24 protein-coding genes are annotated in these 21,746 nt (G+C 35.8%); 19 read left to right on the top strand and 5 right to left on the bottom strand.

Going from position 1 to position 21,746, the window contains the following annotated elements:
• Nucleotides 1-66: 66 nt before the first annotated feature.
• The 4 genes from PSR14_RS20885 to PSR14_RS20870 all read left to right on the top strand — a co-directional run bounded on the left by PSR14_RS20885 (nt 67) and on the right by PSR14_RS20870 (nt 4,495).
• Nucleotides 67-1,296, top strand: coding sequence for an IS110 family transposase (locus PSR14_RS20885; RefSeq protein ID WP_098487274.1), 1,230 nt, complete (start codon nt 67-69; stop codon nt 1,294-1,296).
• A 320-nt stretch (nt 1,297-1,616) separates the two neighbouring features.
• The gene (gene fadH, locus PSR14_RS20880; RefSeq protein ID WP_000660909.1) at nt 1,617-2,381 is read left to right on the top strand and encodes a 2,4-dienoyl-CoA reductase; all 765 of its coding nucleotides are present in this window, start codon (nt 1,617-1,619) and stop codon (nt 2,379-2,381) included.
• A 225-nt stretch (nt 2,382-2,606) separates the two neighbouring features.
• Entirely contained in the window at nt 2,607-3,824 is a 1,218-nt protein-coding gene (locus PSR14_RS20875; RefSeq protein ID WP_000564304.1) for an EAL-associated domain-containing protein, read from the top strand.
• Between the two features lie 182 nt (nt 3,825-4,006).
• Nucleotides 4,007-4,495: a DUF3993 domain-containing protein gene (locus PSR14_RS20870; RefSeq protein ID WP_001233820.1), complete on the top strand. Its 489-nt coding sequence runs from the start codon at nt 4,007-4,009 to the stop codon at nt 4,493-4,495.
• 109 nt (nt 4,496-4,604) lie between these two features.
• Here PSR14_RS20870 and PSR14_RS20865 read toward each other — a convergent pair whose 3' ends face one another.
• Nucleotides 4,605-4,841 (bottom strand): glutaredoxin family protein, encoded by a 237-nt coding sequence (locus PSR14_RS20865; RefSeq protein WP_000717880.1) that lies wholly within the window; start codon nt 4,839-4,841, stop codon nt 4,605-4,607.
• A 233-nt stretch (nt 4,842-5,074) separates the two neighbouring features.
• Between PSR14_RS20865 and PSR14_RS20860 the strand changes: the two genes are divergently transcribed.
• The 10 genes from PSR14_RS20860 (at nt 5,075) to PSR14_RS20815 (ending at nt 12,049) form a co-directional block, all read left to right on the top strand.
• Nucleotides 5,075-5,311, top strand: a complete 237-nt coding sequence (locus PSR14_RS20860; protein WP_000055151.1) for a YkuJ family protein — start codon at nt 5,075-5,077, stop codon at nt 5,309-5,311.
• Between the two features lie 211 nt (nt 5,312-5,522).
• A complete protein-coding gene (locus PSR14_RS20855; RefSeq protein ID WP_000440537.1) occupies nt 5,523-5,672 on the top strand; it encodes a hypothetical protein in 150 nt (49 codons plus the stop codon).
• Nucleotides 5,673-5,746: 74 nt separating this feature from the next.
• Entirely contained in the window at nt 5,747-6,265 is a 519-nt protein-coding gene (locus tag PSR14_RS20850; protein ID WP_000896651.1) for a ribonuclease H-like YkuK family protein, read from the top strand.
• Nucleotides 6,266-6,372: 107 nt separating this feature from the next.
• Nucleotides 6,373-6,564 carry an antirepressor AbbA gene (gene abbA / locus PSR14_RS20845; protein WP_000817794.1) on the top strand — a complete coding sequence of 64 codons (192 nt, stop codon included), beginning with the start codon at nt 6,373-6,375 and terminating at the stop codon, nt 6,562-6,564.
• A 170-nt stretch (nt 6,565-6,734) separates the two neighbouring features.
• Nucleotides 6,735-7,178, top strand: a complete 444-nt coding sequence (cbpB, locus tag PSR14_RS20840; protein WP_000623568.1) for a cyclic-di-AMP-binding protein CbpB — start codon at nt 6,735-6,737, stop codon at nt 7,176-7,178.
• A gap of 142 nt (nt 7,179-7,320) precedes the next feature.
• Entirely contained in the window at nt 7,321-8,205 is an 885-nt protein-coding gene (locus tag PSR14_RS20835; RefSeq protein ID WP_001984809.1) for a LysR family transcriptional regulator, read from the top strand.
• Nucleotides 8,206-8,276: 71 nt separating this feature from the next.
• Entirely contained in the window at nt 8,277-8,999 is a 723-nt protein-coding gene (gene dapD, locus PSR14_RS20830; RefSeq protein WP_000783248.1) for a 2,3,4,5-tetrahydropyridine-2,6-dicarboxylate N-acetyltransferase, read from the top strand.
• 61 nt (nt 9,000-9,060) lie between these two features.
• Nucleotides 9,061-10,191 carry an N-acetyldiaminopimelate deacetylase gene (locus PSR14_RS20825; RefSeq protein WP_000301165.1) on the top strand — a complete coding sequence of 377 codons (1,131 nt, stop codon included), beginning with the start codon at nt 9,061-9,063 and terminating at the stop codon, nt 10,189-10,191.
• A gap of 241 nt (nt 10,192-10,432) precedes the next feature.
• Nucleotides 10,433-11,299, top strand: coding sequence for a hypothetical protein (locus tag PSR14_RS20820; protein WP_001167329.1), 867 nt, complete (start codon nt 10,433-10,435; stop codon nt 11,297-11,299).
• A gap of 84 nt (nt 11,300-11,383) precedes the next feature.
• Entirely contained in the window at nt 11,384-12,049 is a 666-nt protein-coding gene (locus tag PSR14_RS20815; RefSeq protein ID WP_000504032.1) for a TrkA family potassium uptake protein, read from the top strand.
• A 38-nt stretch (nt 12,050-12,087) separates the two neighbouring features.
• Here PSR14_RS20815 and rnjA read toward each other — a convergent pair whose 3' ends face one another.
• Together rnjA and PSR14_RS20805 are read right to left on the bottom strand one after the other, a co-directional pair.
• Entirely contained in the window at nt 12,088-13,755 is a 1,668-nt protein-coding gene (gene rnjA / locus PSR14_RS20810) for a ribonuclease J1 (protein ID WP_000670368.1), read from the bottom strand.
• 4 nt (nt 13,756-13,759) lie between these two features.
• Nucleotides 13,760-13,972, bottom strand: coding sequence for a DNA-dependent RNA polymerase subunit epsilon (locus PSR14_RS20805; protein ID WP_000576444.1), 213 nt, complete (start codon nt 13,970-13,972; stop codon nt 13,760-13,762).
• Nucleotides 13,973-14,519: 547 nt separating this feature from the next.
• Between PSR14_RS20805 and PSR14_RS20800 the strand changes: the two genes are divergently transcribed.
• The gene (locus tag PSR14_RS20800; protein ID WP_000998288.1) at nt 14,520-15,293 is read left to right on the top strand and encodes a Cof-type HAD-IIB family hydrolase; all 774 of its coding nucleotides are present in this window, start codon (nt 14,520-14,522) and stop codon (nt 15,291-15,293) included.
• A gap of 60 nt (nt 15,294-15,353) precedes the next feature.
• Here PSR14_RS20800 and def read toward each other — a convergent pair whose 3' ends face one another.
• Both def and PSR14_RS20790 read right to left on the bottom strand, forming a co-directional pair.
• Nucleotides 15,354-15,908: a peptide deformylase gene (gene def / locus PSR14_RS20795; protein WP_000957059.1), complete on the bottom strand. Its 555-nt coding sequence runs from the start codon at nt 15,906-15,908 to the stop codon at nt 15,354-15,356.
• 146 nt (nt 15,909-16,054) lie between these two features.
• Nucleotides 16,055-16,201, bottom strand: coding sequence for a YjcZ family sporulation protein (locus PSR14_RS20790; RefSeq protein WP_000274562.1), 147 nt, complete (start codon nt 16,199-16,201; stop codon nt 16,055-16,057).
• Nucleotides 16,202-16,714: 513 nt separating this feature from the next.
• Here PSR14_RS20790 and pdhA point away from each other — a divergent pair.
• From pdhA to lpdA, 4 genes are all read left to right on the top strand, one after another.
• Complete coding sequence (gene pdhA / locus PSR14_RS20785; RefSeq protein ID WP_000536893.1) at nt 16,715-17,830, top strand: pyruvate dehydrogenase E1 component subunit alpha; 1,116 nt, start codon at nt 16,715-16,717, stop codon at nt 17,828-17,830.
• A 3-nt stretch (nt 17,831-17,833) separates the two neighbouring features.
• Nucleotides 17,834-18,811, top strand: coding sequence for a pyruvate dehydrogenase complex E1 component subunit beta (gene pdhB / locus PSR14_RS20780; RefSeq protein WP_000068166.1), 978 nt, complete (start codon nt 17,834-17,836; stop codon nt 18,809-18,811).
• 92 nt (nt 18,812-18,903) lie between these two features.
• On the top strand, nt 18,904-20,193 hold the full coding sequence (gene pdhC / locus PSR14_RS20775) for a pyruvate dehydrogenase complex dihydrolipoyllysine-residue acetyltransferase (protein ID WP_406644053.1): 1,290 nt from the start codon (nt 18,904-18,906) through the stop codon (nt 20,191-20,193).
• A gap of 5 nt (nt 20,194-20,198) precedes the next feature.
• A complete protein-coding gene (lpdA, locus tag PSR14_RS20770; RefSeq protein ID WP_000260111.1) occupies nt 20,199-21,611 on the top strand; it encodes a dihydrolipoyl dehydrogenase in 1,413 nt (470 codons plus the stop codon).
• Nucleotides 21,612-21,746 lie beyond the last annotated feature (135 nt).

Here is a 21,746-nt window from a genome sequence, read left to right as displayed (position 1 = left end):
CGTACACACTAGAGATATCTCGAGACGTCCAAGAAATGATTCTAATATAGAAGGGAGGTCTCTTACATGAGATTATTTGTTGGTTTAGATGTAAGTTCGTTTGATATGAAAGTTTGCTTTTTAAATGGTGATGGAGAAAAACTGGATTCTTTTTCGGTCAGTAATGACCTACCGGGAGCTACTACACTCAAAGAAAAATTATTACAGTGTGTTGCAGGTAAAGAGGTCGACATCCTTAAGATTGGTCTAGAATCCACCTCTGTTTACAGCTTTCATCCTTCTATGTTTCTTCACCATGATATAGATTTACAGCGTTTTGGAGCAAAAGTATTTCTCCTAAACCCAAAGCAAGTCGCAAATTTTAAGAAAAGTTATTCTGACATGAATAAAACCGATGAGATTGATGCCTTTGTCATTGCTGATTACTTACGATTTGGCCGTAATCAAATGTCTATCGTAAAAGAAAGCCAGTACGTGGCACTGCAGCAATTAACTCGATCACGATACCAACTTGTCAAAATGTTAACGAAAGAAAAACAACACTTTCTTCAACACCTAAGTTTTAAATGTAATACATTTTCACAAGAGGTGGATACTTCCGTATTCGGTAGCGCCATGACAGAACTATTTCTTGAAAAATTCAGCTTAGAGGAACTCGCTAATATGCCTTTAGAAGAACTCGCTGAGTTCCTACAGAAAAAAAGTCGAAACCGTTTTGGTGATCCAAAATGCGTAGCAGCATCCATTCACAAAGCTGTGAAAGTTTCTTATCGCTTGGATAAGGTTGTAGAAGATTCAATAGATGTCATCTTAGGTACATCCATCGCAGTCATTCGTACGTTTCAACAGCAAATCAAGGAATTAGAAAAGTCTATTAAAAAAATCATGGCTGGTTTGACCCAAACACTTGAATCTATTCCTGGAGTAGGCCCTGTTTTCGCTGCCGGTATCATTGCTGAAATTGGCCAAATCGAAAGATTTGACGATGAAACAAAAATAGCCAAATACGCTGGATTATACTGGCGAAAGCACCAATCCGGTCGTTTTACAGCCGAAGATACTTCATTATCCCGTACAGGTAATCATTACTTGCGTTATTACTTAGTTGAAGCCGCCAATTCAGTAAGAAAGCATGTATCAGATTATCAAGAGTATTACGTGAAAAAATATAATGAAGTACCAAAACATCAACACAAACGTGCACTCGTTCTAACCGCAAGAAAATTTGTGCGATTGGTGGATGCGCTACTACGTAGCCACCAACTTTTTACGCCTGGAAGGTGTGTGAAAGAATGACATAAAATTTTGTCATCGCTACCTTTCATTATTTTCCAGTAAATTACATTCGTTACTGGTTTAGTTTTGTGATGCCTTTTTTAAACAAATTGACCTTTGACAACTTTAAACTTTGTTATTTCTAAGTTGACATACTACCGCAGGTCTTTTCAGTTTATTTGAAATATATTTTAAATAATAAAAAAGTAGTATTGATTACGAAAAAACGAATGAAAAGAAATCTCTTTACGTTAAAATATCAGAAAAGTTTAAAAATATAAAGATTTCTATTAAATAAAATGATAAAATGAATGTGTATTCATTTTTTGGAGGGGATATATATGAAAGAAAAAGTAGTTATTATAACAGGTGGATCGAGTGGAATGGGAAAAGGAATGGCGACTCGTTTTGCAAAAGAAGGGGCACGAGTTGTTATTACAGGACGTACAAAGGAAAAACTAGAGGAAACAAAATTGGAAATTGAACAATTTCCAGGACAAATATTACCGGTACAAATGGATGTAAGAAATACGGATGATATTCAGAAAATGATTGAACAGATTGATGAGAAGTTTGGACGAATTGATATTTTAATAAATAATGCAGCTGGAAACTTTATTTGTCCAGCAGAAGATTTATCCGTGAACGGCTGGAATTCGGTTATTAATATTGTGTTAAACGGTACATTTTACTGTAGCCAGGCTGTCGGAAAATATTGGATTGAAAAAGGTATAAAAGGAAATATCATTAACATGGTAGCAACATATGCGTGGGATGCAGGTCCGGGAGTTATTCATTCGGCTGCAGCGAAGGCTGGAGTATTAGCAATGACGAAAACACTCGCTGTTGAGTGGGGACGTAAATATGGAATCCGAGTTAACGCTATTGCGCCAGGACCAATTGAACGTACGGGCGGTGCTGATAAATTATGGATTTCAGAAGAAATGGCTAAGCGTACGATACAAAGTGTTCCGCTTGGAAGACTGGGTACGCCAGAAGAAATTGCAGGTCTAGCTTATTATTTATGTTCAGATGAAGCTGCGTACATAAATGGAACGTGCATGACAATGGATGGAGGACAACATTTACATCAATATCCATTTTAAAAGGGATAAGAAAAATGTGACGGAATTGTGACATATGAAAGAAAAGTGTTTACAAGAGGTCATATATACGTTATATTTAAGACCTCTTTTTTCTTCATAGTAGAATTGCTAATTCCCCTTAGCATTTTACCCCTCTAATCCCTTCAGGAAAACTGAAGGGATTTTTTATTATTTTTCCGTAAATATCATGTTATAATTTTTGAAAAGTAAAGGGAGGGAAGCACGTTGATAGATGCATTAGATGTAATGAGTAACTTGGATAAAGTCCTTCCTTATTATCAAGCAATTTTTAGTGCTGATGAACATACTGTAATTGGATATGAAGTAGTAGGGCGTATTCAAACAGAAGAGGGCATACAAAGTTTAGCTTCTTTCTTTCATGATGACTCTATTCCAAGTGAGTTTCAACTAGAAGCGGATAACATTATAGTAGAAAAAGCTTTAAATCGTTATTTAGAAAGTGATCAAAAACTATTATTATTTATACATCGAAATGCTAACGTATTAATGAACGATGATGATGAAAGTTTGCTTCAACTTTTATTGATGTATGAAAAACAAGGTTTAAATTTGAAAAACATTGTTTTAGAGATTACAGAACATGAATGTAAAGAAGATATAGAGCAATTTAATCATTTGCTTATGTATTATCGTACATATGGTATTCAAATTTCGATTAATAAAGTCGGAACAGGTACAAGTAATTTAGAACGTATTAGCGTGTTAGCACCTGATATTTTAAAAGTAGATTTAACAAATTTAAGGCAAACTGCACTTTTACAATCTTATCAAGATATTTTATATTCTTTATCATTACTTGCTAGAAGAATTGGTGCGACATTGTTATATGAAGAAATAGATGCTTTTTATCAATTACAATATGCATGGAAAAACGGTGGTAGGTACTATCAAGGGAATTATTTGAAAGAATGCTTACCTGATTTTATTGAAACGAACGTTTTGAAAGAACGACTTGGTAATGAGTGTCATCAATTTATTCAACATGAGAAGAAAAAACTACAAAAGATTTATAATTTAACAGAAATGTTACGTGATCGAATTGGCGATGTTTTAGCCAAACAGAAAAAGAATGAAGATATAAATGATTGGTTATTACAATTTAGCCAAAGTGTATCACAATGTAGTTTTCGTATATTTATTTGTAACGAAGATGGTTTCCAACAATCAGGAAACGTTATGAAAAAAGATGGGGAATGGATTGTGATGCCTGAGTATTATATGAAGAACTGGAGTTGGCGCCCGTATTTTCTAGAGAATATTATGAAAATGCGTTTTGAGAATAAGGCAAGACTTTCAGATTTATATGCTGATATTGAAACCGGTGAGATGGTACGAACATTTTCTTTCCCGATTGATGATGAAAACTTTTTATTTATAGATTTATCGTATGAATATTTATATGAAGAAGATGTTTTATTTTAATGCACGAAGAGATTCGTGCATTTTTTGTTTGTTTTTATCATAAATTGGTAATAGTGAAAATGGTGCCGAAAATGCTGTCTATCGTTGTAAAGATTTTACGAACGAAACCAGCCCTTTCTTTGCATAATCATTGTTACAATGAATACTACAAAGACAAGTTTTCTTAAAAGGAAGGTGAAAAAATGAGAAAATATGGAATATGGTTAGTTCTATTTGTATGCGTTGCCTTTCTAGTTGGTTATAGTGTTACAACTGTTTTAGGAAAAGAGGAAGTGAAAGTCGATCGGAAAGAAGTGTTTGTAACGATACAAAAAGGCTATGAAAGCCAATTTTCAATTCGTGGGAAGCGTTTGCCGATGAATAAGATGATAGAAACGTTATCACCATATTTTACAGAGAATTTCCTTCAAGTATTTACAGATGAAAATAGTAGAAGTGATAAACAAAGTGGTGAATATTTACTTCCAGCAAAAGAAGCGCCATTTTCTTTTAATTCAGAAACGAAAATGTCATATGATGAAGAGCATAAAATTTTATATGTTTATGAGCGGGCGAAAAGTGGACAATATCAAATTGTAACATTGCAAAGAGATCAAGGGAAGTGGAAATTGGCTGGATATCATGAAAGTCAAGAACTTTTAACTGAAATAAAAAGGTTACAACAATTATAAAGTGAAACTTTAATCAGGGGCATATCCCGTTTAATATGAACTTGCCACAATCAGATGCATACTTCCAAAATATATCAGGATAAAAATAGGAATAGGTCTTTACCTATTCCTATTCTATATTAAGAAGTTGTTGTAATTTTTCAATTTGAAAACCAGCAACAACTTCTCCATCAATTACAACCGTCGGAGTTGAATAAGAATCATAGTCATATAAAAGACGATTGCGAGCAGCGGCGTCTTTTTTTACGTCAAACTCTTCGTATACAACGTTATTATGCTTTAAAAATTCTTTCACAATAACACATGGCGGACAATCAGGTTGTGTGTAAACCTCAATTTTTTTCATTGCAATTCCTCCTTTTTACTGTTTTTTATTATATTCTTCCAGTATAAAAATCGCAATAAAGAAGGGAAAAGATGTTCTTTCTGTTTTTTCCTTCGTATTTCGACAAATTTTTAGTTGAGTTTCTGGCCAATAACCTTTATCCTAGAGTGTGGAACATTTTTTCTGTTATGACGGATAGAATGAGTATAGCTGTAAAACCTATTGGTAGGAAGATCAGAGAAAGGAGAGATTTCATGTCTCTACTCCAAGGAATTTTAACTCGACTTGTTAGTCTACAAGAACAAGCTGAAAGCGGTGAAGTAGCACAACGCTATTTTGAAGTGAACGGTGAGCGCAAATGTAGCGTGAAATTTTTCGATAAAAGTGAAATGTATGAGTTAGAAGTGTATCAACAAGGTGAAAAACCTCAAGTGTATCAATTCGATAATATCGACATGGTTGCAATTGAGATTTACGATATCATTTCTTGATACATATAAAAAAGGTGTTGCCATGGGGCAACACCTTTTTTAGTTCTATTACTTTTAGTATATATGTATAAGGATTTTTCATTTTTCCTACAATGGTAATAAAGTGAAAGTGTAATTAGTAGGGTTTCTTCGTCCTATACAGCTTATTATCCATCACCAATTGAGGACGGATAGTAAATAGCGGGATGAAAATAGTGAGGAGGTGTGTTATATGGAACGTTTACCAGTTGTGATTTGTCCTAATTGTCACAATTCTGCTGAGATTATTCATGTACTAACGGCTCAATCGAATCAAAACGTAATTTATACGTGCCAAGTTTGCCATTATGTAATTCGGAATATTGAAACGAATAAAGGGTAGGGAGTTATAATTTTTGTTTTTGTCCCATACAATGAGAATACGAAAAGTCTGTCTAATTGAAAGGACGTGACTATGTGGCCGGTGAACATAAATTTTATAATGTTTCAGAGAGACATTTAAATTTTGATATGGTCTTTACCCGTATTTGTAACTTTATTGAAAAGGATCCGCGAAATTTATATCGTTTATCCATTGGGACAGACTCACAAGCACATCAAAAGGATACGAGGTTTATTACGGCAATTCATATTCATCGCGTTGGAAAAGGAGCCTGGGGGTGTTTACACCATCAATCAGTAAAAGATAAGCCAGAAACTTTACGTGAGAAAATATATTTAGAGACGCAGTTTAGTCAAGAAATTGCATGCCTATTTACTCCAAATCATATACAAACAATATGGGATTTATTGCATCCATATGCTCAAGATGGGGCTGGTTTTATAATGGAGATTCACTTAGATATCGGAAATGATGGTTTAACAAAAGAATTTATTCTAGATATGACAGCGAAAATTCAAGCGATGGGATTAACTGCAAAAATTAAGCCAGATGCTTATGCGGCGTTTAGTTATGCGAATCGATATACGAAATAAAAACAATTTATATATTTCTTTCACTAAAAACTGAATATTACATCTATTAAATAGGCTGAAAATTTTATATAATAATGGTAACGATGCGAGTATAAGGAGAGGGGTATATGAAAAGGGAATTTGTTTTAACGGAAGAAGAGGAAAGTTTGTTACTAGATATTTTATTTCAGCAAAATTATGCGAGTGAAATTTTAGCTGTGGAACTTACAGATATCGAGAATGGTTTAAAAAAGACAGACGTGATGCAATATAAAAAAATCACAAGGTTATTTTACAGATTAAAAAATAAAGGGTATTAAGCGCTACCGGAATGGTAGTCTTTTTTTTGTGTTATATGCTAAAATAGCTGTGTAATTTTGTTTTTTACTGAAAGAATGTAAGGACAAAATAATAATATGAAAACGCTGTCATAAAATGTGAATAGAGCCGGTGATTATAAGCAGGAAAAAGGGAAAATGGGGGATGTAATATGATTAGTATTCCAAAAGACGAGTTTCAACAAATTTTTGTAAAAGATTTAATGATTTCATCAGAAAAAGTAGCACACGTTCAAATAGGGAATGGTTTAGAGCATGCTTTACTCGTACTTGTGAAATCTGGATATTCGGCGATACCTGTTTTGGACCCGATGTACAAATTGCACGGGTTAATTAGTACTGCTATGATTTTAGACGGTATGTTAGGGCTAGAACGCATTGAGTTTGAAAGACTTGAAGAGATGAAAGTAGAGCAAGTAATGAAGAAAGATATTCCGGTTCTTAAGTTAGAAGATTCGTTTGCAAAAGCATTAGAAATGACTATTGATCATCCATTTATTTGCGCTGTCAATGAAGATGGGTATTTTGAGGGGATTTTAACACGTCGAGCGATTTTAAAATTGTTGAATAAAAAAGTAAGGCAACATAATCGATAATGTGAGAAAAGTGACTTCATAGAACCGAAGAAGTCACTTTTTTTTCGTGCATATCAGTTGTGTATGTATTATATTTAAAAAGATAAAAAATATAAGCGTATGTAGTTAAATTACGGATGAAAAGCTTATTGAGATAAGGTGTATGGAAGCTAAGGAAAGAGGGAGAAAGTTGCAAATTGATGATTTTCAAATGATGGTTGTGTTAGCACAGGAATCAAATATGAGAAAAGCGGCGGAACGTTTATTTGTTTCACAACCTGCGCTTAGTCAACGATTACAATCTATGGAGAAACAATGGGGAATGAAGTTTTTTATTCGCTCGCAAAAAGGATTGACAATTACACCTGAAGGGGAAAAAGTTGCAAATTACGCAAAAGAAATGCTACAAAGGGAAGAGGATATTAAAAGTGAACTAGCTGTTTTTAGAACAGAAACTCACGGGACGTTAAAAATTGCTGTCGCATCAGTTATTGGTCAATATTGGCTTCCTCCTGTTTTGAAGAAGTTTGTACATAAATATCCTTCTGTAAAAATATCGCTGTTTACTGGCTGGAGTAGTGAAGTGCAAAAGCAATTTTATGAAGGAGACGTGCATGTTGCTATATTGAGAGGAACACAAGAATATAAAGGCCAGAAGCAACAATTATTTGAAGATGAACTTTATTTAGTGGATAAAGAAATAAAAGATATTTCGATGTTAAAAGAAACAAATAGACCATTTATTCAATTTAAAAGTGATTCGACTTATTATGGACAAATACAAAATTGGTGGTATGGTTTATTTTCTAATCCACCTAAGAGAACGATTGTCGTTGATCAAATTGAGACTTGCAAACAACTCGTTTTAAATGGTATAGGTTATGCTCTTTTACCTTCTACTGTTCTAAAAGAAGTACAGGAAAATATGTATAAAACACCTGTCCAATTAACGAGAGAAACATGGTTGTTGACGAGTGAATCAGCTAGACAATTGAAGCAAGTACAAGCATTTTTAGAAATTATAGAAGAAATTCAAATGGAAAAATAGGATTATTATCTTGCTACTCGCCCTATCGTTTGGTAGAGTAACATTATAAATGGATTTAGGAGGCAACAAGAATGAAAATGATGGACGCTAACGAAATTATTTCGTTTATTCAAAAAAGTGAAAAGAAAACTCCTGTAAAGGTATACATAAAAGGGGATTTAAAAGAAGTAACATTCCCTGAAACGGTACAAGCATTTGTAAATAAAAAGTCTGGTGTATTATTTGGAGAATGGTCTGAAATTAAGACAATTCTAGATGAAAATAGCAAGTACATTGTTGATTACGTTGTTGAAAATGACCGTCGTAATTCTGCAATTCCAATGCTTGATTTAAAAGGTATTAAAGCTCGTATTGAGCCAGGTGCGATTATTCGTGACCACGTTGAAATCGGCGACAACGCTGTTATTATGATGAATGCAACAATTAATATCGGTGCTGTAATTGGTGAAGGGTCTATGATCGACATGAACGCGGTACTTGGTGGACGTGCAACTGTTGGTAAGAACTGTCACGTAGGTGCAGGCGCAGTACTTGCAGGTGTTATTGAGCCACCTTCAGCAAAACCAGTTATCGTTGAAGACGATGTTGTTATTGGTGCTAACGTAGTTGTGTTAGAGGGAGTTACAGTAGGTAAAGGTGCAGTTGTAGCAGCAGGAGCTGTTGTAACAGAAGATGTACCTCCATATACAGTTGTAGCAGGTACTCCAGCACGTGTAATTAAAGAGATTGATGAGAAGACAAAAGCAAAAACTGAAATTAAACAAGAACTTCGTCAATTAAACCCAGAGAAATAAAAACAAAAAAGCGTAAGAGCATAAACAGGCTCTTACGCTTTTTATAGATAGAGGTGCAAAAATGGCAGTAAGCAAATTCGTTCAAATTCGTAGAGACTTACACAAAATACCGGAAATTGGATTTAAAGAGTGGAAAACACAACAGTATATTTTAGATTACATAGGAACGCTTTCGAATGAACATGTGGAAGTGAAAGTATGGAGAACGGGTGTCATTGTTAAAGTAAAGGGAAAAAATCCAGAAAAAGTTATAGGTTATCGCGCAGATATAGACGGTTTACCAATTACAGAGGAAACTGGATATGAGTTCGCTTCTGTTCATGAAGGAATGATGCATGCATGTGGACATGACTTACATACGACAATCGGTTTAGGCCTTCTAACAGCAGCTGTAACAGAAAGAATAGATGATGACCTTGTATTTCTATTCCAACCAGCTGAAGAAGGGCCTGGAGGGGCTCTTCCTATGTTAGAGAGTGAAGAGTTAAAAGAATGGAAGCCAAATATTATTCTCGGCCTTCATATTGCACCTGAATACCCTGTAGGGACAATTGCTACAAAAGAGGGGCTATTATTTGCAAATACATCAGAGTTATATGTTGATTTAAAGGGGAAAGGTGGACATGCAGCTTATCCTCATACTGCAAATGATATGATTGTCGCAGCTAGTCACCTTGTTACACAGCTTCAGTCTGTTATTAGTCGTAATGTAAACCCACTTGATAGTGCAGTAATTACAATCGGAAAAATAACAGGCGGTACAGTTCAAAATATCATAGCAGAAAAGTCTCGATTAGAGGGAACGATCCGAACGTTATCAGTGGAATCGATGAGCCGTGTTAAAAGTAGGATTGAGGCAATTGTTGCAGGTATAGAAGCTTCCTTCCAATGTGAAGCCGTTATTGACTACGGAGCGATGTATCATCAAGTATACAATCATGAAGCATTAACGAGAGAGTTTATGCAATTTGTAAGTGAACAAACTGATATGAAAGTAATTACATGTACTGAGGCAATGACAGGTGAAGATTTTGGTTATATGCTTCAAGAGATTCCTGGATTTATGTTTTGGCTTGGGGTAAATTCAGAATATGGTTTACATCACGCAAAATTAAAGCCAGATGAAGAGGCTATTGAGAAAGCTATCGTATTTTTAGATCAATATGTAAAATGGAAGGGAACTAGAAAGTAAATTTGCTCGCCAACTTGGTGGGTATTCGTTAGTTCCAAGGTGAAAACATCTTTCATATTTGTTTTGAGTACACATCGGCATACAAATGGATAAAATAATGAGCAGTGGTTTTGAGCCGCTGCTCATTATTCATTATCGCTTATTGAGAAGATGATTAGTTAACTAGCTTATATATGTTTACAATTCGTGTGGAAAGTGTGTAAAATCAAGGTGAAACGTAGAAAAAAGGGTGGGGAATTACGTGCAGATTAGCAGTGCGATTTTATGTTTTGTTTTATATACATATGTTATTATTGCGGCGGTTTATTTTGGGATAAGTTTTTATGCCTACCGTTTAGCGAATAATAATGAATATGAAGAGACATACAACTGGGTGAAAAGGTATTTATCACCTGTACTAGAAATTATGAATGGGTTCGTTCTTTTTTTATTTATTGGATTAATTGCTTTTTCAACGAGCTTAGTAGGAAATAAGACTACATTATTTGTACTAGGTATCATTATTTTTATGCTATTAGGAATTCGTATTGGTAATACGGTATTTTGGAATGAGAGAAAAGTAGATGGTTGGACGGGAATGCTAATACCGTGTATGCTAGCTGCTATCGTGACGAATATAGAACATGAATATTATCAGTTGCATTTTTGGCTCATAATTGTTTTAACAATTCTCTCTGTGTTGTATATAAGTACTGTCGTGCTAACATACATTGCAAATGAAAAGGGAGATGTAAAAGGTACGCATTTCTTTAGAGGGCGTGCATTGTTATGGAGTGTGCCAACGATGGCGGTTATAGCAATTATTGCGATATTAGTAAATGGGTATCAATTTACGAATTGGCAACTGTTTTTAGAAAATTGGTGGATTTTTATTCTTTCGTTTATCGCTTTTTTAGGTGCAACGCATTATTTATTTCATCAACACCATTATATATTGGCATTGCTATTCGCATTCACACAACTATTATTTGCTTTCTTCGGACAAGAAACGTTATTATTCGTTTTTGAAACGTTTAGTTCATTTGGAAACATATTTGTATTTGGTATGTTAATTTTCAGTATCGCATTTTATTTACAACAGTATTTTTATATGCAAAAACAAAAATAAAGAATGATATACAGGTTTTTGTAGCAAATCTAAAGTATGTTACAATAAAAATACATAGTATTCGATGTTATTGGAGGAATTCCTGTGGGTGAAAAAGAGAAAGAATTTGCTGTCATTGGGCTTGGGCGTTTTGGTGGAAGTATTTGTCGAGAACTTGCTCAATTAGGTATGGAAGTAATGGCAATTGACTCAGATGAGGATAAAATTAATGAGTTTGCAAATATAGCTTCACATGCTGTAATTGCAGATTCAACAGATGAGATGGTATTAAAAAGTCTTGGTATTCGTAATTTTGATCATGTAGTCGTTGCGATTGGGGACAATTTGAATTCAAGTATTTTAACAACGTTAATTCTGAAAGAGTTAGGTGTAAAAAATATTACTGTAAAAGCTCAAAATGATTACCATGAAAAAGTATTAAGTAAAATAGGAGCAGATCACATTGTGCACCCAGAGCGTGATATGGGAAAAAGGATTGCTAATAATATTGCATCAAGTAATGTATTAGACTATCTTGAGCTTTCAGATGAGCATAGTATTGTAGAGATTATTGCAAATAAAAAAATCGATGGTCATTCTTTAATCGAATTAGATATTCGTGCGAAGTTTGGATTGAATATTGTAGCGATTAAACGTGGTAAAGAAGTTATTGTATCTCCTCGAGCTACGGAAAACATTCAAGCGGGAGATATATTAATTGTAATTGGTCATGACGATGAAGTAGATCGTTTCAAGCACTTTTTAAGATAAGAGAAAAGGACAATACCATAAAGGTATTGTCCTTTTTCTTATATCTCCATAATGATTGGTAAAATCATTGGGCGACGTTTCGTTTTCTCATATAGGAATGGTGCTAATGTATCTGTAATTTCATTTTTAATTTCAGACCATTGCGTTGTTTTACGTTCCATTACTTTTTCTAAATGAGTTGTAATTAATGTTTGAGCATCATTAATTAAATCACTACTTTCGCGCATATAAACGAAACCACGTGAGATAATATCAGGCCCTGCTGCAACTTTAAATTCTTTCATATCAATGCTTACAACGACAATAACAAGTCCTTCTTCAGAAAGGATACGACGATCGCGTAATACGATATTACCGATATCTCCAATACCATTTCCGTCAATATAAACAGATCCAGATGGTATTTTACCAGCTACACTTGCTTCATCTGAACGTAAGGCAAGAACATCACCATTATCCATAATGAAACAGTTTTCTTCTGGAATACCACAATCATTTGCTAATTTCATATGCATACGTTGCATACGATATTCACCATGAATTGGCATGAAATACTTCGGTTTAATTAGACGAAGCATTAGTTTTTGTTCTTCTTGTCCACCGTGTCCACTCGTGTGAATGTTTGACAGTTTTCCGTGGATTACATCAGCACCAGCACGGTACAACATATTAATTGTACGGCTTACACTAATTGTATTACCAGGGATTGGTGAAGAAGAGAACACAACTGTGTCGCCAGGAATAATTTGAATTTGACGATGGGTACCATTAGCAATACGTGAAAGTGCTGCCATTGGCTCCCCTTGACTACCTGTACATAAAATAACAACTTTATTAGCCGGTAGACGATTTAATTGAGATGCATCTATGAATGTATCTTTCGGACAGCGAATATAACCGAGGTTTTGTCCGATTTCAATCGCTGCCTCCATACTTCGGCCAAATACAGCCACTTTACGATTGTTTTCAACAGCCGCTTCAACGACTTGTTGCAAGCGATGGATATTTGATGCAAAGGTTGCGAAGATAATACGACCTTCTACTTTGCGGAAAATATCTTGAATACTATCACCAACACGGCGCTCAGACATTGTAAAGTTTGGAACTTCACTGTTTGTACTGTCAGATAAGAGACAAAGTACACCGTCTTTTCCGATTTCAGCCATTTTTGTTAAGTCCGCTGGTTCACCAACCGGTGTGAAGTCAAATTTGAAATCTCCAGTATGAACCACTTGTCCTTGAGGTGTTTTCACAACAACTCCGTATGAATCTGGGATACTGTGAGTTGTACGGAAGAAGGAAACAGATGTCTTTTTAAATTTAATAACATCATCTTCTTGAATTTCATAAAGCTTTGCTTTACGAAGTAATCCGTGCTCTTCTAATTTGTTTTTGATTAGTGCAATTGCTAATTTTCCGCCATAAATCGGAATGTTCACTTGACGTAATAAGTAAGGAATTCCACCGATATGATCTTCGTGACCATGTGTAATGAATAGCCCTTTAATTTTATCTTCGTTTCGCACAAAATAAGTGTAATCTGGTATTACATAATCGATTCCGAGGAGTTCGTCTTCTGGAAACTTAATTCCAGCGTCAATTATAATAATTTCATCTTGAAATTGAACAGCATATGTATTTTTACCGATTTCACCAAGACCACCTAAAGCAAAAACGGCTGCTTGATCATTCTTTAGAAATTTCATATGACTATACGATTTCCGCTAATGTTAAATCAGCGTTTTCTTTTTCATATTCAAGATGATTGCCAGTCACAGACTGAACGAATTCGATATTATATGCGAACTTATTTAATTTTGTACGAACATCCTTCTCAGACGTAGCCTCTAAATATAAAACTTTTGTATTTTCACGTACTGGAACCTCAGTCATTTTTTCTTGATAAAATACTTTAAAAATCATTTGGAAAACCTCTCCTTGTCTATGTTTTGCATTATCTGTTACTTATTATAAAGCAAACAGTCACGATTTTCATGTTTTTTCGAATGAGAATGAAGAAAAAGCCCGAAATGGGCATAATTTAAGCGATCGTCTTTTTACGGACTAGATCTTTTAAATAACGCTTCAGCTTTTTCTTCAGCTTCTTCAGCATGATTACTCCTTCCTTTCCTTATTTTAAACATGCATATTACTAGTGAAAACGCCGTCTCTGATATAAGAAAGAGGACAAAAGTGAATGTTGAATCTTGTCTTTTCTCATACAGAGAAAGTTATTCTATAGTAACGATTAGTAGCCGTTAGTTATAGCTATAGTATGAGAAAGAATAGAAAAGAAAATTCATACGAACAAGTATCCACATTTTTTACTAATATATATATGCAGGTTTCATAAATAAGGTCAGAAAGTGAACGCTTTCTTCACAGATGTTTAATATGTTATACTTTTTTTTAGTATTTGAAAAGCGATAATCAAAATAGGAATATAGAGTAACAGAAAGGATTTTGACAAATGAATGATAAAATTGTCTTTTTTGATATTGATGGAACATTATTAGATCATGATAAGAAGATTCCGCAATCTACGCGAGACGCAGTAAGGCAGTTACAAGAAAAAGGCGTGCATGTAGCAATTGCGACAGGACGTGCGCCATTTATGTTCGAAGATATTCGTAAGGAACTTAATATCCACAATTATGTTAGCTTTAATGGACAGTACGTTGTATTTGAAGATGAGGTAGTATTTAATAACCCATTACATCCAGCTGCTCTACATAAGTTTACTCAGTTTGCAAAACAAGAAGGATATCCACTTGTATATCTTGATCATCAAGAAATGAGAGCATCAGTGGAATATCATGATTATGTGAAAGAAGGGTTTGGCAGTTTACATTTTGAGCATCCGGCATATGAACCTGATTTTTATGAGAAGCGTAATATTTATCAAACACTTCTTTTCTGTGAAGTAAATGAAGAAGAAAAGTTTATAAATCAGTACCCAGACTTTCATTTTATTCGCTGGCATGCGTATTCAATGGATATTATTCCAAATGGTGGTTCTAAGGCAAAAGGGATTGAGAAATTCATTGAAAAGCTAGGATTTAACCGTGAACAAGTGTATGCATTTGGGGATGGCTTAAATGATTTAGAAATGATTGAAGCAGTTGGGACAGGTATTGTGATGGGGAATGGTCATGAAGACTTGAAAAAACTTGCAAATCATGTGACAAAGGATGTTAGTGAAGACGGTATATATCATGGTTTAAAATGGGCTGGATTGCTATAAGTGAATATGGAATCTATTTCATATAGTAAAAAGGCGGAGGAGTATATTCCGCCTTTTTTACTATCGCTCTAGAGGTTTTGAATCGTCAGGAGCGGCAAATGGATTTTCTTTATTAATGTGATCATAGAACATAACACCATTTAAATGGTCAATTTCATGTTGAAATACAATTGCTGGTAACCCTTTTAAACGTAACTTTACTTCTTCGCCGTTAATAGAAGTTGCTTTCACTGTAATTCTTGTATAACGAGGGACATAACCAGGTACTTCACGGTCTACTGATAGACAGCCTTCACCACTTTGTAAATATGTACGTTCAACAGAATGGCTAATGATTTTTGGATTAAATAATGCATGACTATATAACGTACCGTCCGTATCTGTTACATGAACCGCAATCATTCTTTTTGAAATACCGATTTGCGGAGCCGCTAATCCGATTCCAGGGCGTAAACTATATTTTTCAGCCATTTCAGGATCTTGGCTATTTATTACAAATTCAATCATTTCCTTAAGAGTATTTGTATCTTCTTCGCTCGCTGGTAGTACTACCTCTTCTGCAACGTTTCGCAAAATAGGATCTCCTTCGCGAATTACATCTTTCATTGTAAGCATATGTAATCTCTCCTTTCCTTTTTAGTCTACCAAAGGAGATGGAAAAAGTCATCGGCAAGTAAGGGGAAGATAGATCGGTTATGTAGGAATAAAAAGAAAGAGACGGCAGAGCCGTCTCTTTCTTTCCATAGTTGTTTCATTTTACATTAGCGAATGCAAGCAGCACCAACGATAATTAAAAGAATAAACAACACAACGATTAAGGCGAAGCCGCGTCCAGACCCACCACAAGAACCGCCATAACCGTAGGAAGGATATGAACAAGTTGGATAGCAATATGAATATCCGTACATGAGATGACCTCCTTTATCATTTCCCGCTAATACTGCGGTTACTATAATGTATGGAGGGAAGAGTAGAAATGTATGGGTAATTACCTATAAAAGGAAGAAGAGTTTGTATATTTTTGCTAAGAAGAGAGAAAAACTAAAGGGAATTAAATCGTTTACATATTATTCTAAGAGAAAAAACAAGTTAAAAAGGGAATAATATAACAGTAGGTTAATGCTTACTAATACAGATGTGAAAAATAAAAACACGTTTGTGTAGGAGAAACCTGCAGATTATTTATAAAAAAACGTATTCAAAGTAATTGACATCGTAATTAGAATAGTTGTAAACTAAAAAACGTGATCAAGATTGTATTAATATGTTTCTGAAAAAACATTAGTACAGATTGTTAGGTACACAAAATTATTCTCAACCGACAAATAAATTTGTTGGTTTACATTGTTGCGGTTTCCATCTAGCTAATAGATAGTGAAAGCGTTTCAGAATATGGTTCAAGAGAGGAAGAGGTGAACGGAATGGGTACTAAAACAAAAAAGACCCTATTTAATGTTGATGAGCAAATGAAAGCTATCGCAGCTCAATTTGAAACATTACAAATTTTAAATGAAAAAGGCGAAGTTGTGAATGAAGCAGCTATGCCTGAATTATCTGATGATCAATTAAAAGAATTAATGCGCCGTATGGTGTATACTCGCGTACTAGATCAACGTTCTATTTCTTTAAACCGTCAAGGACGTTTAGGTTTCTACGCACCAACAGCTGGACAAGAGGCTTCTCAATTAGCAAGTCATTTCGCACTTGAAGCAGAAGATTTCATCTTACCAGGATATCGTGATGTGCCACAATTAGTATGGCACGGTTTACCATTATACCAAGCATTCTTATTCTCTCGTGGACATTTCATGGGTAACCAAATGCCTGAGAACGTAAATGCACTTGCTCCACAAATCATCATCGGTGCGCAAATCATCCAAACTGCTGGTGTTGCGTTAGGTATGAAATTACGTGGTAAAAAATCTGTTGCAATTACTTACACTGGTGACGGTGGTGCTTCACAAGGTGACTTCTACGAAGGTATGAACTTTGCGGGTGCATTCAAAGCTCCAGCAATCTTCGTTGTACAAAACAACCGTTATGCAATCTCTACTCCAGTAGAAAAGCAATCTGCAGCTAAAACTGTAGCACAAAAAGCAGTAGCAGCAGGTATTTACGGAATTCAAGTAGACGGTATGGATCCATTAGCTGTATACGCAGCAACTGCTTTCGCTCGTGAGCGTGCAGTAAATGGTGAAGGTCCTACTTTAATCGAGACTTTAACATTCCGTTACGGTCCACATACAATGGCTGGTGATGACCCAACTCGTTACCGTACAAAAGATATCGAGAACGAATGGGAACAAAAAGATCCAATCGTACGCTTCCGTGCATTCTTAGAAAACAAAGGCCTATGGTCTCAAGAAGTTGAAGAGAAAGTAATCGAAGAAGCAAAAGAAGATATCAAACAAGCAATTGCTAAGGCTGACCAAGCTCCAAAACAAAAAGTTACTGATTTAATGGAAATCATGTACGAAAAAATGCCTTACAACTTAGCTGAACAATATGAAATTTACAAAGAAAAGGAGTCGAAGTAAGCCATGGCTCAAATGACAATGATTCAAGCAATCACTGATGCTTTACGCGTTGAAATGAAAAATGACCCTAACGTACTTGTGTTTGGTGAAGACGTTGGTGTAAACGGCGGTGTATTCCGTGCTACTGAAGGTTTACAAGCTGAATTCGGTGAAGACCGTGTAATGGATACTCCACTTGCAGAGTCTGGTATTGGTGGACTTGCAGTTGGACTTGCACTTGAAGGATTCCGTCCAGTTCCAGAAATCCAATTCTTCGGTTTCGTTTATGAAGTAATGGATTCAATTTCTGGTCAATTAGCTCGTATGCGTTACCGTTCTGGTGGACGTTGGACTGCTCCAGTAACAGTTCGTTCTCCATTCGGTGGTGGTGTTCATACTCCTGAACTACATGCTGATAGCTTAGAAGGTTTAGTGGCTCAACAACCTGGTCTAAAAGTTGTTATTCCATCTACTCCATACGATGCAAAAGGTCTTTTAATCTCTGCGATTCGTGACAACGATCCAGTTATCTACTTAGAGCATATGAAATTGTACCGTTCATTCCGTCAAGATGTACCAGAAGGTGAATACACAATTGATTTAGGCAAAGCTGACATCAAACGTGAAGGTACAGATGTATCTGTTATCGCTTACGGTGCTATGGTTCACGCTGCATTAAAAGCTGCTGAAGAACTTGAAAAAGAAGGTATCTCTTTAGAAGTTGTTGACTTACGTACAGTTCAACCATTAGATATCGAAACAATCATCGCTTCTGTTGAAAAAACAGGCCGCGTAGTTGTAGTTCAAGAAGCTCAAAAACAAGCTGGTATTGCAGCTAACGTTGTAGCGGAAATTAACGACCGTGCAATTTTAAACTTAGAAGCTCCAGTTGTACGTGTTGCAGCTGCTGATACAGTATTCCCATTCTCTCAAGCTGAGAGCGTATGGTTACCAAACCATAAAGATATTGTTGAAGCTGTTAACAAAGTAATGAACTTCTAATTTTTACTTATTCATGTGCAAAAGAAATCAGCACATGCTGATTTCTTTTGCCATATTCCATAATAAAGAAATGAATCAGGGGGCTGAATTCCGTGGCATTTGAATTTAAACTACCAGATATCGGTGAAGGTATCCACGAAGGTGAAATCGTAAAATGGTTTATTAAACCAGGCGACGAAGTAAACGAAGACGACGTACTTCTTGAAGTACAAAATGATAAAGCAGTAGTAGAAATTCCTTCTCCTGTTAAAGGTAAAGTACTTGAAGTACTTGTAGAAGAAGGTACGGTTGCAGTAGTTGGAGATACATTAATTAAATTTGATGCTCCTGGATACGAAAACCTTAAATTTAAAGGCGACGATCATGACGAAGCTCCTAAAGCTGAAGAAGCAAAAGAAGAAGCTCCTAAAGCTGAAGCTACTCCAGCAGCAACTGCAGAAGTAGTAAATGAGCGCGTAATCGCTATGCCATCTGTTCGTAAATATGCTCGTGAAAACGGCGTAGACATTCATAAAGTAGCTGGTTCTGGTAAGAACGGTCGTATCGTAAAAGCTGACATCGATGCATTTGCAAATGGTGGACAAGCAGTAGCAGCAACTGAGGCTCCAGCAGCAGTAGAAGCTACTCCAGCAGCAGCGAAAGAAGAAGCACCAAAAGCACAACCAATCCCAGCTGGTGAATATCCAGAAACTCGTGAGAAAATGAGTGGTATCCGTAAAGCAATTGCGAAAGCAATGGTTAACTCTAAACATACAGCTCCTCACGTAACATTAATGGATGAAGTAGATGTAACTGAACTTGTTGCTCATCGTAAGAAGTTCAAAGCTGTGGCAGCTGACAAAGGTATTAAATTAACTTACCTTCCATACGTTGTTAAAGCTTTAACATCTGCATTACGTGAATACCCAATGTTAAACACTTCTTTAGATGATGCTTCTCAAGAAGTAGTTCATAAACATTACTTCAACATCGGTATCGCAGCTGATACAGACAAAGGTCTATTAGTACCAGTTGTTAAAGATACAGATCGCAAGTCTATCTTCACAATTTCTAACGAGATCAATGATCTTGCTGGTAAAGCACGTAAAGGTCGTTTAGCTCCTGCTGAAATGAAAGGCGCTTCTTGCACAATTACAAACATTGGTTCTGCAGGTGGACAATGGTTCACTCCAGTTATCAACCACCCAGAAGTAGCAATCCTTGGTATCGGCCGTATCGCTGAGAAACCAGTTGTGAAAAACGGTGAGATCGTTGCAGCTCCAGTATTAGCATTATCTCTAAGCTTTGACCATCGTTTAATTGACGGCGCAACTGCTCAAAAAGCATTAAACCAAATTAAACGTCTATTGAATGACCCACAATTATTAGTAATGGAGGCGTAATAACAATGGTAGTAGGAGATTTCCCAATTGAATTAGATACAGTCGTTGTTGGTGCAGGTCCTGGTGGATACGTTGCGGCAATTCGTGCAGCACAATTAGGTCAAAAGGTAGCGATTATTGAAAAAGCTAACCTTGGTGGCGTATGCTTAAACGTTGGATGTATTCCTTCAAAAGCGTTAATCAATGCAGGTCATCGTTATGAGAATGCAATGCATTCTGATGACATGGGTATCACTGCAGAGAACGTAAAAGTTGACTTTACAAAAGTTCAAGAATGGAAAAACGGCGTAGTTAAGAAATTAACTGGCGGTGTTGAAGGCCTTCTTAAAGGTAACAAAGTTGAAATCATTCGCGGTGAAGCTTACTTCGTAGATGCTAACACATTACGCGTAATGACTGAAGATGCAGCTCAAACTTATACGTTTAAAAATGCTGTTCTTGCAACTGGTTCTACACCAATCGAAATTCCAGGATTCAAATACTCTAAACGTGTTATCAACTCTACAGGTGCTTTAAGCTTACCTGAAATTCCTAAAAAACTTGTTGTAATCGGCGGCGGTTACATCGGTATGGAATTAGGTACTGCATATGCTAACTTCGGTACAGAAGTTACTGTAGTAGAAGCTGGCGACGAAATCTTAGCTGGTTTCGAAAAAGCTATGAGCTCTGTTGTTAAACGTGCTCTACAGAAAAAAGGTAACGTAACAATCCATACAAAAGCTATGGCTAAAGGCGTTGAAGAAACAGAAACTGGCGTAAAAGTTAGCTTCGAAGTTAAAGGTGAAATCCAAACTGTAGAAGCAGATTACGTATTAGTAACTGTAGGTCGTCGTCCAAACACTCAAGAAATCGGTCTTGAGCAAGTTGGAGTTAAAATGACTGACCGCGGCATCATCGAAATCGATGAGCAATGTCGTACAAATGTACCAAACATCTATGCAATCGGTGATATCGTTCCTGGACCACCATTAGCTCACAAAGCTTCTTACGAAGGTAAAGTAGCTGTAGAAGCAATTAGTGGCCATGCGTCAGCTATCGATTACATCGGAATTCCTGCAGTATGCTTCACTGATCCAGAATTAGCATCTGTTGGTTACACTAAGAAACAAGCTGAAGAAGCTGGAATGACTGTAACTGTATCTAAGTTCCCATTCGCTGCTAACGGTCGTGCATTATCATTAAACAGCACTGACGGTTTCTTACAACTTGTAACACGTAAAGAAGATGGTCTTCTTGTAGGTGCTCAAGTTGCAGGTGCAGGCGCTTCTGATATTATTTCTGAGATTGGTTTAGCTATCGAAGCTGGAATGACAGCAGAAGATATCGCTCAAACAATCCACGCTCACCCAACATTAGGTGAAATCACAATGGAAGCAGCTGAAGTTGCTCTTGGAATGCCAATTCACATTGTAAAATAATTTAAGTAATGAAAATAGCCCATCTCTTATTTAAAGAGATGGGCTATTTTTTATTTTATAATAAAAGTGGCTTGCAAGGTCTTTATACGTACTTGTCGAATGAATATATAATAATTTAATTGAATTGTTAAAACA

Source organism: Bacillus sp. A01H (genome assembly GCF_045277205.1).
Classification (GTDB): domain Bacteria; phylum Bacillota; class Bacilli; order Bacillales; family Bacillaceae_G; genus Bacillus_A; species Bacillus_A paranthracis.
The sequence above is the reverse complement of the archived record's forward strand: the minus strand, read 5'-3'. Positions and strand labels throughout refer to the sequence as shown.

What these genes read in the sequence shown, in the direction of transcription:
- PSR14_RS20885 (WP_098487274.1), top strand. Translation starts at nt 67, where the DNA reads ATGAGATTATTTGTTGGTTTAGATGTAAGTTCGTTTGATATGAAAGTT.
- fadH (WP_000660909.1), top strand. Translation starts at nt 1,617, where the DNA reads ATGAAAGAAAAAGTAGTTATTATAACAGGTGGATCGAGTGGAATGGGA.
- PSR14_RS20870 (WP_001233820.1), top strand. Translation starts at nt 4,007, where the DNA reads ATGAGAAAATATGGAATATGGTTAGTTCTATTTGTATGCGTTGCCTTT.
- PSR14_RS20865 (WP_000717880.1), bottom strand. Translation starts at nt 4,841, where the DNA reads ATGAAAAAAATTGAGGTTTACACACAACCTGATTGTCCGCCATGTGTT.
- PSR14_RS20860 (WP_000055151.1), top strand. Translation starts at nt 5,075, where the DNA reads ATGTCTCTACTCCAAGGAATTTTAACTCGACTTGTTAGTCTACAAGAA.
- PSR14_RS20855 (WP_000440537.1), top strand. Translation starts at nt 5,523, where the DNA reads ATGGAACGTTTACCAGTTGTGATTTGTCCTAATTGTCACAATTCTGCT.
- abbA (WP_000817794.1), top strand. Translation starts at nt 6,373, where the DNA reads ATGAAAAGGGAATTTGTTTTAACGGAAGAAGAGGAAAGTTTGTTACTA.
- cbpB (WP_000623568.1), top strand. Translation starts at nt 6,735, where the DNA reads ATGATTAGTATTCCAAAAGACGAGTTTCAACAAATTTTTGTAAAAGAT.
- PSR14_RS20835 (WP_001984809.1), top strand. Translation starts at nt 7,321, where the DNA reads ATGGAAGCTAAGGAAAGAGGGAGAAAGTTGCAAATTGATGATTTTCAA.
- dapD (WP_000783248.1), top strand. Translation starts at nt 8,277, where the DNA reads ATGAAAATGATGGACGCTAACGAAATTATTTCGTTTATTCAAAAAAGT.
- PSR14_RS20825 (WP_000301165.1), top strand. Translation starts at nt 9,061, where the DNA reads ATGGCAGTAAGCAAATTCGTTCAAATTCGTAGAGACTTACACAAAATA.
- rnjA (WP_000670368.1), bottom strand. Translation starts at nt 13,755, where the DNA reads ATGAAATTTCTAAAGAATGATCAAGCAGCCGTTTTTGCTTTAGGTGGT.
- PSR14_RS20805 (WP_000576444.1), bottom strand. Translation starts at nt 13,972, where the DNA reads ATGATTTTTAAAGTATTTTATCAAGAAAAAATGACTGAGGTTCCAGTA.
- PSR14_RS20800 (WP_000998288.1), top strand. Translation starts at nt 14,520, where the DNA reads ATGAATGATAAAATTGTCTTTTTTGATATTGATGGAACATTATTAGAT.
- def (WP_000957059.1), bottom strand. Translation starts at nt 15,908, where the DNA reads ATGCTTACAATGAAAGATGTAATTCGCGAAGGAGATCCTATTTTGCGA.
- PSR14_RS20790 (WP_000274562.1), bottom strand. Translation starts at nt 16,201, where the DNA reads ATGTACGGATATTCATATTGCTATCCAACTTGTTCATATCCTTCCTAC.
- pdhA (WP_000536893.1), top strand. Translation starts at nt 16,715, where the DNA reads ATGGGTACTAAAACAAAAAAGACCCTATTTAATGTTGATGAGCAAATG.
- pdhB (WP_000068166.1), top strand. Translation starts at nt 17,834, where the DNA reads ATGGCTCAAATGACAATGATTCAAGCAATCACTGATGCTTTACGCGTT.
- lpdA (WP_000260111.1), top strand. Translation starts at nt 20,199, where the DNA reads ATGGTAGTAGGAGATTTCCCAATTGAATTAGATACAGTCGTTGTTGGT.